Origin of the sequence: Streptomyces sp. NPDC101118 (genome assembly GCF_044759445.1) — a bacterium.
Classification (GTDB): Bacteria; Actinomycetota; Actinomycetes; order Streptomycetales; family Streptomycetaceae; genus Streptomyces.
Window position 1 is genome coordinate 346,903 of the sequence record NZ_JBIVZG010000005.1, and the last position, 13,889, is coordinate 360,791.

Below are 13,889 nucleotides of genomic sequence, written 5' to 3' on the forward strand. Positions count from 1 at the left end.
GAACGTGTGAACGGACGCCGTACCCCGGTCCCCCGGGAACGGAGAAGCCCCCCGCCGCTCCTCTCGGAGCTGCGGGGGGCTTCTCGGTGACCCTTAGCCGTTGTACGGGCCGTAGTCGTAGTCCTCGAGCGGGACGGCCTGGCCGGAGCCGGAGCCGAAGGGCGAGTAGTCGATGTCGTCGTAGCCGACGGCCGAGTACATCGCGGCCTTCGCCTCCTCGGTGGGCTCCACCCGGATGTTGCGGTAGCGGGACAGACCCGTACCGGCCGGGATGAGCTTACCGATGATGACGTTCTCCTTGAGGCCGATGAGGCTGTCGGACTTGGCGTTGATCGCCGCGTCCGTCAGGACTCGGGTCGTCTCCTGGAAGGAGGCGGCCGACAGCCAGGACTCCGTCGCCAGCGAGGCCTTGGTGATACCCATCAGCTGCGGACGGCCGGAGGCGGGGTGACCGCCCTCGGTGACCACACGACGGTTCTCGGACTCGAAGCGCGAGCGCTCGACGAGCTCGCCCGGGAGCAGCTCGGCGTCGCCGGACTCGATGATCGTCACGCGGCGGAGCATCTGCCGGATGATGATCTCGATGTGCTTGTCGTGGATCGACACGCCCTGCGAGTTGTAGACCTTCTGGACCTCGCCGACCAGGTGGACCTGGACCGCACGCTGGCCGAGGATGCGCAGCACGTCGTGCGGGTTGGTGGCACCGGCGGTCAGCTTCTGGCCGACCTCGACGTGGTCGCCCTCGGAGACCTCGACGCGCGCACGCTTCGAGATCGGGAAGGCGGTCTCGTCGGAGCCGTCGTCCGGCGTGATGACGATCTTCTTGGTCTTCTCGGTCTCCTCGATCCGCACGCGGCCGGCGGCCTCGGAGATCGGGGCGACACCCTTCGGGGTACGGGCCTCGAAGAGCTCGACGACACGCGGCAGACCCTGGGTGATGTCGTCACCGGCCACACCACCGGTGTGGAAGGTACGCATCGTCAGCTGGGTACCGGGCTCACCGATGGACTGGGCGGCGATGATGCCGACCGCCTCACCGATGTCGACCAGCTTGCCGGTGGCCAGCGAGCGGCCGTAGCAGAAGGCACAGGTGCCGACGGCGGACTCACAGGTCAGGACCGAGCGGGTCTTGACCTCCTCGACGCCGTTGGCGACGAGGGCGTCGATCAGCACGTCGCCGAGGTCCACGTTGGCCGGCGCGATGACCTTGCCGTCGATGACGACGTCCTCGGCCAGCATGCGGGCGTACACGGAGGTCTCGACGTCGTCGGCCTTGCGCAGGACGCCGTCCTCGCCGCGGACCGCGATCTTCAGCTTCAGACCGCGCTCGGTGCCACAGTCCTCCTCGCGGATGATCACGTCCTGCGAGACGTCCACGAGACGACGGGTCAGGTAACCCGAGTCGGCGGTACGCAGGGCGGTGTCGGCGAGACCCTTACGGGCACCGTGGGTGGAGATGAAGTACTCCAGCACGGAGAGGCCCTCGCGGAACGAGGCCTTGATCGGACGCGGGATGGTCTCGTTCTTCGCGTTCGACACCAGACCACGCATACCGGCGATCTGCCGCATCTGCATCATGTTTCCTCGGGCACCCGAGTCAACCATCATGAAGATGGGGTTCGTCTTGGGGAAGTTCGCGTTCATCGCCTCGGCGACCTCGTTGGTCGCCTTGGTCCAGATCGCGATGAGCTCCTGCGTGCGCTCGTCCTTGGTGATCAGACCGCGCTCGTACTGCTTCTGGACCTTCTCGTCCTGGGCCTCGTAGCCCGCGACGATCTCCTTCTTGGCCTCGGGGACCACGACGTCGGAGATGGCCACGGTGACGCCGGAACGGGTCGCCCAGTGGAAGCCGGCCGCCTTCAGGTTGTCGAGCGTCGCCGCCACGATGACCTTGGGGTAGCGCTCGGCCAGGTCGTTGACGATCTCGGAGAGCTGCTTCTTGCCCACCGAGTAGTCGACGAACGGGTAGTCCTCCGGCAGCAGCTCGTTGAAGAGCGCACGACCCAGCGTGGTCTTCAGACGGAAGCTGTCGCCCGGCTGGAACTCCTGCTCACCCTCCTCGGCGACCGGGGGGACCCAGCCGCGCGGCGGGATGGTGCCCACCGGGAAGCGGATGTCGACGGCCGACTGCAGCGACAGCTCGCCGGCGTCGAACGCCATGATCGCCTCGGCGGTGGAGCCGAAGGAGCGGCCCTCGCCCTTGACGTCGCGGAGCTCGCCGTCGGTGGTGAGGAAGAACAGACCGAGGACCATGTCCTGGGTCGGCATCGTCACCGGACGGCCGTCGGCGGGCTTGAGGATGTTGTTCGAGGACAGCATCAGGATGCGGGCCTCGGCCTGCGCCTCCGCGGAGAGCGGCAGGTGGACGGCCATCTGGTCACCGTCGAAGTCCGCGTTGAACGCGGTGCAGACGAGCGGGTGGATCTGGATGGCCTTGCCCTCGACCAGCTGCGGCTCGAAGGCCTGGATGCCGAGGCGGTGCAGCGTGGGCGCACGGTTCAGCAGCACCGGGTGCTCGGCGATGACCTCTTCGAGGACGTCGTACACGACGGTGCGGCCGCGCTCGACCATGCGCTTGGCCGACTTGATGTTCTGCGCGTGGTTCAGGTCGACCAGGCGCTTCATCACGAACGGCTTGAAGAGCTCCAGCGCCATGGCCTTGGGCAGACCGCACTGGTGCAGCTTGAGCTGCGGGCCGACGACGATGACGGAACGCGCCGAGTAGTCGACTCGCTTGCCGAGCAGGTTCTGACGGAATCGACCCTGCTTGCCCTTAAGCATGTCGCTGAGGGACTTCAGCGGACGGTTGCCGGGGCCCGTGACCGGGCGGCCGCGACGGCCGTTGTCGAAGAGGGCGTCGACCGCCTCCTGGAGCATCCGCTTCTCGTTGTTCACGATGATCTCGGGGGCACCGAGGTCGAGCAGACGCTTCAGACGGTTGTTGCGGTTGATGACGCGGCGGTACAGGTCGTTCAGGTCGGAGGTCGCGAAGCGGCCACCGTCCAGCTGCACCATCGGACGCAGGTCCGGCGGGATGACCGGGACGCAGTCCAGGACCATGCCCTTGGGGCTGTTGCTGGTCTGCAGGAACGCGGAGACGACCTTCAGGCGCTTCAGCGCGCGGGTCTTCTTCTGGCCCTTGCCGGTGCGGATGATCTCGCGGAGGCGCTCGGCCTCCTCCTCCAGGTCGAAGGACTCCAGGCGCTTCTGCAGCGCCGCGGCACCCATCGAGCCGTCGAAGTACGTGCCGAAGCGGTCACGCAGCTCGCGGTAGAGGAGCTCGTCGCCCTCGAGGTCCTGGACCTTGAGGTTCTTGAAGCGGTTCCAGACCTCGTCCAGGCGGTCGATCTCGCGCTGCGCGCGGTCGCGCAGCTGCTTCATCTCGCGCTCGGCACCCTCGCGCACCTTGCGGCGCACGTCGGCCTTGGCACCCTCGGCCTCGAGCTCGCCCAGGTCGGACTCGAGCTTCTTGGCGCGGGCCTCGAGGTCCGCGTCACGGCGGTTCTCGATCTGCTGGCGCTCGACGGAGACGTGGGCCTCCAGGGACGGCAGGTCGCGGGTACGACGCTCCTCGTCCACGAACGTGATCATGTACGCGGCGAAGTAGATGACCTTCTCGAGGTCCTTCGGCGCCAGGTCCAGCAGGTAGCCCAGGCGCGACGGGACGCCCTTGAAGTACCAGATGTGGGTGACGGGAGCGGCCAGCTCGATGTGGCCCATCCGCTCACGGCGCACCTTGGCGCGGGTGACCTCGACGCCACAGCGCTCACAGATGATGCCCTTGAAGCGGACACGCTTGTACTTGCCGCAGTAGCACTCCCAGTCCCGGGTCGGACCGAAGATCTTCTCGCAGAAGAGTCCGTCCTTTTCGGGCTTCAGGGTGCGGTAGTTGATGGTCTCCGGCTTCTTGACCTCGCCGTGCGACCAGGTTCGGATGTCGTCCGCGGTGGCAAGGCCGATCCGCAGCTCGTCGAAGAAGTTGACGTCGAGCACTGTGCGTCAATCCCTCTTTCGGGGTCGTGTCTCTTGATCAGTGGTCTGAACGGTCCCGGGGGTGACGGGGGCTCCTTGTGGGAGCCCCCGTCAGGCCCGTCAGACCTCTTCGACGCTGCTCGGCTCGCGCCGGGACAGGTCGATACCGAGCTCCTCCGCCGCGCGGAAGACGTCCTCGTCGGTGTCGCGCATCTCGATGGACATGCCGTCCGAGGACAGCACCTCCACGTTGAGGCAGAGCGACTGCATTTCCTTGATGAGCACCTTGAAGGACTCGGGAATGCCCGGCTCGGGGATGTTCTCGCCCTTGACGATGGCCTCGTAGACCTTCACGCGGCCGGTCACGTCGTCGGACTTGATGGTCAGGAGCTCCTGGAGGGCGTACGCGGCGCCGTAAGCCTCGAGCGCCCACACCTCCATCTCACCGAAGCGCTGGCCACCGAACTGCGCCTTACCACCCAGCGGCTGCTGCGTGATCATCGAGTACGGACCGGTCGAACGGGCGTGGAGCTTGTCGTCGACCAGGTGGTGGAGCTTGAGGATGTACATGTACCCGACCGAGATCGGGTCCGGGAACGGCTCGCCGGAGCGGCCGTCGAACAGGCGCGCCTTGCCGGACGGGAGCACCATGCGCTCGCCGTCGCGGTTCGGGATCGTGTGCTGCAGGAGGCCGGCGAGCTCGTCCTCACGGGCACCGTCGAACACCGGGGTGGCGACGTTGGTGCCGGGGGCGACCTTGTCGGCGCCGATGGCCTGCAGGCGCTGGGCCCACTCGTCCGCGAGGCCGGAGACGTCCCAGCCGCGGCTGGCGAGCCAGCCGAGGTGGATCTCCAGGACCTGTCCCGGGTTCATTCGGGACGGGACACCGAGCGGGTTGAGGATGATGTCGACCGGGGTGCCGTCCTCGAGGAAGGGCATGTCCTCGATCGGGAGGATCTTGGAGATGACACCCTTGTTGCCGTGACGGCCGGCGAGCTTGTCACCGTCGGTGATCTTGCGCTTCTGGGCGACGTAGACGCGGACCAGCTGGTTCACGCCCGGGGGAAGCTCGTCCCCCTCCTCGCGGTCGAAGACGCGGACGCCGATGACCTTGCCGATCTCGCCGTGGGGCACCTTCAGCGAGGTGTCACGGACCTCACGGGCCTTCTCACCGAAGATCGCGCGGAGCAGGCGCTCCTCCGGGGTCAGCTCGGTCTCACCCTTCGGGGTGACCTTGCCGACCAGGATGTCGCCGGCGACGACGTCGGCACCGATCCGGATGATGCCGCGCTCGTCGAGGTCGGCGAGGACCTCCTCGGAGACGTTCGGGATGTCCCGGGTGATCTCCTCCGGGCCGAGCTTGGTGTCACGGGCGTCGACCTCGTGCTCCTCGATGTGGATCGAGGAGAGGACGTCGTCCTGCACGAGGCGCTGCGACAGGATGATCGCGTCCTCGTAGTTGTGACCCTCCCACGGCATGAACGCCACGAGCAGGTTCTTGCCGAGGGCCATCTCGCCCTCTTCGGTCGCCGGACCGTCGGCCAGGACCTGCGCCTCGATCACGCGGTCGCCCTCGTTGACGACGACCTTCTGGTTGACCGAGGTGCCCTGGTTGGAGCGGGAGAACTTGGCGACGCGGTACGTGGTGTACGTGCCGTCGTCGTTGGCGACGGTGATGTAGTCGGCCGAGACCTCCTGGACGACACCGTCCTTCTCCGCCTTGATGCTGTCGCCGGCGTCGACGGCACAGCGGTACTCCATGCCGGTGCCGACGAGCGGGGCCTCCGCCTTGATGAGCGGAACGGCCTGGCGCATCATGTTCGCGCCCATGAGGGCGCGGTTGGCGTCGTCGTGCTCGAGGAAGGGGATCATCGCGGTCGCGACGGACACCATCTGGCGCGGCGAGACGTCCATGTAGTCCACGTCGGACGGCTCGACGTAGTCGACCTCGCCACCACGCTTGCGGACGAGGACGCGGCCCTCGGCGAAGCGCAGCTCGTCGTCCAGGCGCGCGTTGGCCTGGGCGATGACGAAGCGGTCCTCCTCGTCGGCGGTGACGTAGTCGACCTCGTCGGTGACCTGGCCGTCGACGACCTTGCGGTACGGCGTCTCGATGAAGCCGAACGCGTTGACGCGGCCGTACGAGGCGAGCGAACCGATCAGACCGATGTTCGGGCCTTCGGGGGTCTCGATCGGGCACATGCGTCCGTAGTGGGACGGGTGCACGTCACGGACCTCGAAGCCGGCCCGCTCACGGCTCAGACCACCGGGGCCGAGCGCGGAGAGACGGCGCTTGTGGGTCAGACCAGACAGGGGGTTGTTCTGGTCCATGAACTGCGACAGCTGGCTGGTGCCGAAGAACTCCTTGATGGAGGCGACGACCGGCCGGATGTTGATCAGGGTCTGCGGCGTGATCGCCTCGACGTCCTGGGTGGTCATGCGCTCGCGGACGACGCGCTCCATACGAGCCAGACCCGTGCGGACCTGGTTCTGGATGAGCTCGCCGACGTTGCGCAGACGACGGTTGCCGAAGTGGTCGATGTCATCGACCTCGACGACGATGTTCGTGCCGTTCTCGCCGACGGTCTCGACCTCGCCCGCGTGGAGCTTCACGAGGTACTTGATCGTGGCGATGACGTCGTCGGTGGTGAGCACACCGGCGTCGAGCGGCTCGTCGGCCCCGAGCTTCTTGTTGACCTTGTAGCGGCCGACCTTCGCGAGGTCGTAGCGCTTCGGGTTGAAGTACAGGTTCTCGAGCAGCGTCTGCGCGGCCTCACGGGTCGGCGGCTCGCCCGGACGCAGCTTGCGGTAGATGTCGAGCAGCGCGTCGTCCTGGCCCTGGGTGTGGTCCTTCTCCAGGGTGGCGCGCATGGACTCGTACTCGCCGAACTCCTCGAGGATCTGCTCGGTGGTCCAGCCGAGCGCCTTCAGGAGGACGGTCACGGACTGCTTGCGCTTGCGGTCGATGCGGACACCGACCATGTCGCGCTTGTCGACCTCCATCTCCAGCCAGGCACCCCGGGACGGGATGATCTTGGCGGAGAAGATGTCCTTGTCGGACGTCTTGTCGATGGAGGAGTCGAAGTAGACACCGGGCGAACGGACGAGCTGCGACACCACGACACGCTCGGTGCCGTTGATGACGAAGGTGCCCTTGTTCGTCATGAGCGGGAAATCGCCCATGAAGACCGTCTGGGACTTGATCTCCCCGGTCTCGTTGTTGGTGAACTCGGCGGTGACGAAGAGCGGCGCGGCGTACGTGAAGTCGCGCTCCTTGCACTCGTCGACGGAGTTCTTCGCCGGCTCGAAGCGGTGGTCGCGGAAGGTCAGCGACATCGACCCGGAGAAGTCCTCGATCGGCGAGATCTCCTCGAAGATCTCTTCCAGACCGGACTTGGTGGGGACGTCCTGTCCACTCTCGAGAGCCGACTCGACGCGAGCCTTCCAGGCGGCGTTGCCGAGCAGCCAGTCAAAGCTCTCGGTCTGCAGCGCCAGGAGGTTCGGAACCTCGAGGGGCTCCTTGATCTTTGCAAAGGAGATGCGCAGCGGGGCAGTGCTGGCGCCGTTGTTCGTATTGGTCGAGGCGTTGCGCGAGGCGGCCAAGAGGGGGTCCTTCCGAGGGCTCGGACTCACTACGCGCGTACCGGTCCCAGCCGACACAAAGATGAGAAACCCCAGGTCAGGGAGGATCTATCACGTGTGCTCAAGCGTGGGCATGCCCCTGGCGACGGGCAGGGGGCAGCTAACAGGCAGCGCAAAGGGTCAGTGTAGCCACTTGGCTCACTGATGTCCAGACCAGGTTTCTGGAGTCCGGCAACAGGCCTTCCCCTTGTTGTTCAACGCTGCGGCCCTCGTGTGCAGAGCGCGTATCGATACTGCCCTCTTCGTAGTCGATCCATGCCTCGAATCTGGACCGACGTAGCGACGCGTCCTGAGAATTGCGCGCCGCGTGCCGTTCGTCAAGGCCCCCGGCCCCGTGCGGATCATCACCGGACCCCTGCCGCGGGGCAACGAAGATCACCATACCCCCCAAAGGCCCCACAGCAAGCCAAGCGTCACGGGAACGCCGAAGGGCGACCACCCTTACGGGTGATCGCCCTTCGTTCACAAGCAGCTCCCGCAGCGGCCCCTCAGGGGCGCTCTGCGGTCAGCGGACCTGCGGAGCGGTCTTACTTGACCTCAACCGCGGCACCGGCGGCCTTGAGGGCCTCGGCGGCCTTGTCAGCGGCCTCCTTGTTGACCTTCTCGAGGACCGGCTTCGGGGTGCCGTCGACCAGGTCCTTGGCCTCCTTGAGGCCCAGGGAGGTCAGCTCGCGGACGACCTTGATGACCTGGATCTTCTTGTCGCCGGCGCCGGTGAGGATGACGTCGAACTCGTCCTTCTCCTCGACGGCCTCGGCCGGGGCGCCCGGGGCACCCGGAGCGGCAACGGCGACGGCCGCGGCGGCGGTGACGTCGAACTTCTCCTCGAACGCCTTCACGAACTCGGAGAGCTCGATGAGGGTCATCTCCTCGAACTGCGCGAGCAGGTCTTCCTGAGACAGCTTCGCCATGATGGGCGATCCTTCCACTAATTCCGGCAGGTGCCGTATGTATCGAAAGGCGGGCGTACTTACGGCCCGCTACGACCCGCGCACTAGGCGGCGCGGATCAATGCGCGAGCCGAATTACTCGGCACCGCCCTGCTCGGCCTGCTTGGCGCGAAGAGCGTCCACGGTGCGGACGAGCTTCGACGGCAGCGCCTGGAAGAGCTGAGCAGCCTGAGACTGCTTGCCCTTGAACGCGCCGGCCAGCTTGCTGAGCAGAACCTCGCGGGACTCGAGGTCCGCAAGCTTCTTGATGTCGTCGGCGGAGAGAGCCTTTCCATCAAGGACACCGGCCTTGATGATCAGGTTCGGGTTCTCCTTGGCGAAGTCACGCAGAGCCTTCGCCGACTCCACCGGGTCCCCGGTGACGAAGGCGACCGCGGTCGGACCAGCGAAGTGCTCGTCCAGTGCGGTGATCCCAGCCTCGTTGGCCGCAATCTTGGTCAGCGTGTTCTTCACCACGGCGTACTGGGCGTTCTCACCGAGCGAACGACGCAGCGTCTTGAGCTGCGCCACGGTGAGACCCCGGTACTCGGTCAGCACGGCGGCAGACGAGCTCTGGAACATGTCCTTGAGCTCGGCTACGTCGGCAGCCTTGTCGGGCCTTGCCATAGAGCGTCGGCCTCCTTCCGGGTGATGAGGACCGCTCAGAAGGGGCTGAACAAACAAAACGCCCCGGCGCAGGCGCACGGGGCTTTGCTCGACCAGACGAGTCCGGGAGCATCTCCACTGTCACCTGCGCGGGTCGTCCGTCATGCAACGGATCCTTCGGCCGCCGCGCCCTGTCGGGCACAGCAACGACCAGCGGTCTTTGGCTTCTTCGAAAGAGTACGGGAAGGGGGCGCGGAAATACAAATCGGGCCCCGCACCTCCGAGAGGTGCGGGGCCCGACTGCCACTTTGCGAGCGCTCAGGCTCAGACCGCGGCCGGGTCCTCCTCGACGAGGAGGTTGCGGGTGCGGTTCGGGTCCAGCTGGATGCCGGGGCCCATGGTGGTGCTCAGGGCGGCCTTCTTGATGTAGCGGCCCTTCGCGGCGGACGGCTTCAGACGGAGGATCTCCTCCAGGGCCGCGCCGTAGTTCTCGACCAGCTTGTCATCGGAGAAGGAGACCTTGCCGATGATGAAGTGCAGGTTCGAGTGCTTGTCGACGCGGAACTCGATCTTGCCGCCCTTGATCTCCGTGACGGCCTTCGCCACGTCCATCGTGACGGTGCCAGTCTTCGGGTTCGGCATCAGACCACGCGGACCGAGCACGCGGCCGAGGCGGCCGACCTTGCCCATGAGGTCCGGGGTCGCGACAACCGCGTCGAACTCGTTCAGGCGGTTGCCCTTGGCGATCTCGTCGATCAGCTCGTCGGAGCCGACGATGTCGGCGCCAGCGGCCTCCGCGGCCGCAGCACGGTCACCGGTCGCGAAGACCAGGACCCGGGCGGTCTTACCGGTGCCGTGCGGGAGGTTCACGGTGCCACGGACCATCTGGTCGGCCTTGCGCGGGTCGACACCCAGGCGGAAGGCCACCTCGACGGTCGCGTCGAACTTGACGGACGAGGTCTCCTTGGCGAGACGGACGGCCTCGAGCGGGGCGTACAGCTTCTCCCGGTCGACCTTGGCGTCCGCAGCGCGGAGAGTCTTGCTGCGCTTCACTTCTGCTCCTGTTTTTTTGCTTCAGGTGTGGAGTCGTGGTGCGGGCCAGCGCGGGCCCTACCACTGGGGACACGGCGCCGCAGATGCGACTGCGCCGCGTGAGAGGCTGATCAGCCCTCGACCGTGATGCCCATGGAACGGGCGGTGCCGGCGATGATCTTCTCGGCGGCGTCCAGGTCGTTGGCGTTCAGGTCGGGCATCTTGGTGGTGGCGATCTCGCGGACCTGGTCGCGCGTCAGCTTGGCGACCTTGGTCTTGTGCGGCTCGCCGGAGCCCTTGTCCACACCCGCGGCCTTGAGGATCAGGCGGGCGGCCGGCGGAGTCTTCGTGACGAAGGTGAAGGAACGGTCCTCGTAGACCGTGATCTCCACCGGCACGACCATGCCACGCTGCGACTCGGTCGCGGCGTTGTAGGCCTTGCAGAACTCCATGATGTTGACGCCGTGCTGACCCAGCGCGGGACCGACCGGCGGAGCCGGGTTGGCCGCACCGGCCTGGATCTGGAGCTTGATAAGCCCCGTGACCTTCTTCTTCTTGGGAGGCATTGCTCTCTCCGGGTCCTAGTGAGAGTTTTCCAGCCGCCACCCGGTCATCCGGATGGAGGCATACCGCACCACGATAACGGGTATCGGTGCGGGGCTTAAAACCGAGCAGGTCAGACCGCCCTTCAAGGGCCGGTCTGACCTGTCCGAAGCTTTCGCCCAGAAGCTGTGATCAGTTCTTCTGGATCTGGTCGAAGCTCAGCTCGACCGGGGTCTCGCGGCCGAAGATCTCGACGAGGCCCTTGACCTTCTTCGAGTCCGGGTTGATCTCGTTGATCGTCGCCTGGAGCGTGGCGAACGGGCCGTCGGTGACGGTGACCGAGTCGCCGACCTCGAAGTCCAGGACCTCGATGGTGCGCTTGACGGCGGGCGCCGGCAGGCCGGCGGCCTCGGCGGCGGCCTTGTCGGCCTTCTCCTTGGCCTCCGGGGCGAGCATCTTGACGATCTCGTCCAGGGTCAGCGGGTACGGGTCGTACGCGTTGCCCACGAAGCCGGTGACACCGGGGGTGTTGCGGACGACGCCCCAGGACTCGTTCGTCAGGTCCATCCGGACGAGCACGTAGCCGGGCAGCTTGTTCTGCCGGACGTTCTTGCGCTCGCCGTTCTTGATCTGGACGATCTCTTCCTCGGGCACCTCGGCCTGGTAGATGAACTCCTCGACGTTCAGCGAGACGGCGCGCTGCTCCAGGTTGGCCTTCACGCGCTTCTCGTAGCCCGCGTAGGTGTGGATCACGTACCACTCGCCCGGGAGCAGTCGGAGCTCGTCGCGGAGGGCCTCGATCGGGTCGACGGGCTCGGCCGGAGCGGCCTCCTCCTCGACCTCGAGCTCCTCGGCCTCGGCCTCGACGGCCTCGACCTCGTCGGTCTCGTCGGCGTCGCCGGCCTCGAAGGCGTCGGCAGCCTCGTCGGCGTCCTCGTCCTCGTCGTCCTCGACGTGCAGCGCGGCCTCCTCGGCGGCGTCGCCGGCCTCGGTGTCCGCGAACTCGGCCTCGTCAGGGTCCACAGCGTCCGCGCCCTCGACGATGTCGAGCTCGTCCTCGACGGACTCGACGGAGTCGTGGCTCACGTTCAGGTTCGGGTCAGACACGGTGGCTGCTTCTTCCTGGATACAAAGAGGGGTGGAACATGCGAAAACGGGCGGTCGCCTCATCAAGGCGCCGCCCTCCGCGGGGATCAGCCGAAGACGTACTTGATGGCTTCCTGGAACCCATAGTCAATCACGGTAACCAGGGCAATCATGATGACAACGAAGACAATCACCACAGTGGTGTACGTCGTCAGCTGGCTGCGAGTCGGCCAGACGACCTTGCGGAGTTCCGCAACGATCTGGCGGTAGAAGAGCGCGAGGCGGCCCAGAGGGCCCTTCTTGCCGCGCTTGCCGCCCTTGCGGGCCTTCTTCTCGCGGGTCTCGTCCTCGGCGTCAGGCATGTCGATGGAGCCAAGGGCGTCCGTCACGTCTCTCACCTGAATCCGGGTCATGGCCGTGCCGCGCCCGGTTGAGCCGCACGGCGTTCATCGAAGTACGTACCTGCGCACACATCCGGTAAGGAGTGTGGAGCAGGGCCGGAGGGACTCGAACCCCCAACCCCTGGTTTTGGAGACCAGTGCTCTACCAATTGAGCTACGACCCTTTGCTGCGTCCCCCAACCTACAGCATCCGAGCGGGTGCGGGGTGTGCCCGCGTCCCGGATCTGCGGCTGGTGAGGACCAACGACAGGTGAGTGTACGTGGTCTTGGTCCCCGCGTCGAACAGAAAGGACCGGACGGGTGCCGTCCGCTCCCTGAAACGGTGTGCCGGGGTCGTATGAGGTCTGGGACGATTGGCCGCATGACCTCTGCAACGCCTCCCACCGAGCGCCGGGTGTCTGCCCGCATCGGCGCCATCTCCGAGTCCGCCACCCTCGCCGTCGACGCCAAGGCCAAGGCCCTCAAGGCCGCCGGGCGACCGGTCATCGGCTTCGGTGCCGGCGAGCCCGACTTCCCGACCCCCGACTACATCGTCGAGGCCGCGGTGGAGGCCTGCCGCGACCCGAAGTTCCACCGCTACACGCCGGCCGGCGGTCTGCCGGAGCTGAAGAAGGCCATCGCGGAGAAGACGCTCCGCGACTCCGGCTACGAGGTCGACGCCTCCCAGGTGCTGGTGACCAACGGCGGCAAGCAGGCGATCTACAACGCCTTCGCCGCGATCCTGGACCCGGGTGACGAGGTCATCGTCCCGGCCCCGTACTGGACCACCTACCCGGAGTCGATCCAGCTCGCCGGCGGTGTCCCGGTCGAGGTCGTCGCCGACGAGACCACCGGCTACCGCGTCTCCGTCGAGCAGCTGGAGGCCGCGCGCACCGAGCGCACCAAGGTCGTCCTGTTCGTCTCCCCCTCGAACCCGACCGGTGCGGTCTACAGCGAGGAGGACGCGAAGGCGATCGGCGAGTGGGCCGCCGAGCACGGCCTGTGGGTCCTCACCGACGAGATCTACGAGCACCTGGTCTACGGCGACGCGACGTTCACCTCGCTGCCGGTGCTGGTCCCCGCCCTGCGCGACAAGTGCATCATCGTCAACGGCGTCGCCAAGACGTACGCCATGACGGGCTGGCGCGTCGGGTGGGTCATCGGCCCCCAGGACGTCATCAAGGCCGCGACCAACCTGCAGTCGCACGCCACGTCCAACGTCTCCAACGTCGCGCAGATCGCCGCGCTGGCCGCCGTCTCGGGCAACCTGGACGCCGTCGCGGAGATGCGGAAGTCCTTCGACCGCCGCCGCCAGACCATGGTCCGGATGCTGAACGAGATCGACGGCGTGGTCTGCCCGACGCCCGAGGGCGCCTTCTACGCGTACCCGTCGGTGAAGGGCCTGCTGGGCAAGGAGATCCGCGGCAAGCGCCCGCAGACCTCCGTCGAGCTCGCCGCGCTGATCCTCGACGAGGCCGAGGTTGCGGTCGTCCCGGGCGAGGCCTTCGGTACGCCGGGCTACCTGCGCCTGTCGTACGCACTGGGCGACGAGGACCTCGTAGAGGGCGTCTCGCGCATCCAGAAGCTCCTCGCCGAGGCCAAGGCCTAGACGAGTAAGTCCGAAGTCTTCGCGCGCATGAAGCGAGGGTCTCGTTGGTTCGTGTGTGACGACAAACCTGGAGACCCTCGCGACAGCACT

Annotated in this window: 9 protein-coding genes and 1 tRNA gene; 1 reads left to right on the top strand and 9 read right to left on the bottom strand. The window is 66.7% G+C overall.

Annotated elements, in window-relative coordinates; genetic code table 11:
* Positions 1–93 precede the first annotated feature (93 nt).
* The 9 genes from ACIQUQ_RS12755 to ACIQUQ_RS12795 all read right to left on the bottom strand — a co-directional run bounded on the left by ACIQUQ_RS12755 (position 94) and on the right by ACIQUQ_RS12795 (position 12,375).
* Positions 94–3,993: a DNA-directed RNA polymerase subunit beta' gene (locus ACIQUQ_RS12755; RefSeq protein WP_403974493.1), complete on the bottom strand. Its 3,900-nt coding sequence runs from the start codon at positions 3,991–3,993 to the stop codon at positions 94–96.
* Between the two features lie 99 nt (positions 3,994–4,092).
* Entirely contained in the window at positions 4,093–7,575 is a 3,483-nt protein-coding gene (gene rpoB, locus ACIQUQ_RS12760) for a DNA-directed RNA polymerase subunit beta (RefSeq protein WP_403974495.1), read from the bottom strand.
* Positions 7,576–8,141: 566 nt separating this feature from the next.
* Positions 8,142–8,525 (bottom strand): 50S ribosomal protein L7/L12, encoded by a 384-nt coding sequence (rplL, locus tag ACIQUQ_RS12765; protein ID WP_403974498.1) that lies wholly within the window; start codon positions 8,523–8,525, stop codon positions 8,142–8,144.
* A gap of 114 nt (positions 8,526–8,639) precedes the next feature.
* A complete protein-coding gene (gene rplJ / locus ACIQUQ_RS12770) occupies positions 8,640–9,170 on the bottom strand; it encodes a 50S ribosomal protein L10 (protein ID WP_403663508.1) in 531 nt (176 codons plus the stop codon).
* A gap of 303 nt (positions 9,171–9,473) precedes the next feature.
* Complete coding sequence (gene rplA, locus ACIQUQ_RS12775) at positions 9,474–10,202, bottom strand: 50S ribosomal protein L1 (RefSeq protein ID WP_403974501.1); 729 nt, start codon at positions 10,200–10,202, stop codon at positions 9,474–9,476.
* 110 nt (positions 10,203–10,312) lie between these two features.
* A complete protein-coding gene (gene rplK, locus ACIQUQ_RS12780; protein WP_399945990.1) occupies positions 10,313–10,747 on the bottom strand; it encodes a 50S ribosomal protein L11 in 435 nt (144 codons plus the stop codon).
* Positions 10,748–10,916: 169 nt separating this feature from the next.
* Positions 10,917–11,831: a transcription termination/antitermination protein NusG gene (nusG, locus tag ACIQUQ_RS12785; RefSeq protein WP_403974504.1), complete on the bottom strand. Its 915-nt coding sequence runs from the start codon at positions 11,829–11,831 to the stop codon at positions 10,917–10,919.
* A gap of 86 nt (positions 11,832–11,917) precedes the next feature.
* Positions 11,918–12,199: a preprotein translocase subunit SecE gene (secE, locus tag ACIQUQ_RS12790; RefSeq protein WP_399945985.1), complete on the bottom strand. Its 282-nt coding sequence runs from the start codon at positions 12,197–12,199 to the stop codon at positions 11,918–11,920.
* Between the two features lie 103 nt (positions 12,200–12,302).
* A tRNA-Trp gene (locus ACIQUQ_RS12795) sits at positions 12,303–12,375 on the bottom strand.
* 197 nt (positions 12,376–12,572) lie between these two features.
* Here ACIQUQ_RS12795 and ACIQUQ_RS12800 point away from each other — a divergent pair.
* Positions 12,573–13,799 carry a pyridoxal phosphate-dependent aminotransferase gene (locus ACIQUQ_RS12800; RefSeq protein ID WP_399945982.1) on the top strand — a complete coding sequence of 409 codons (1,227 nt, stop codon included), beginning with the start codon at positions 12,573–12,575 and terminating at the stop codon, positions 13,797–13,799.
* Positions 13,800–13,889 lie beyond the last annotated feature (90 nt).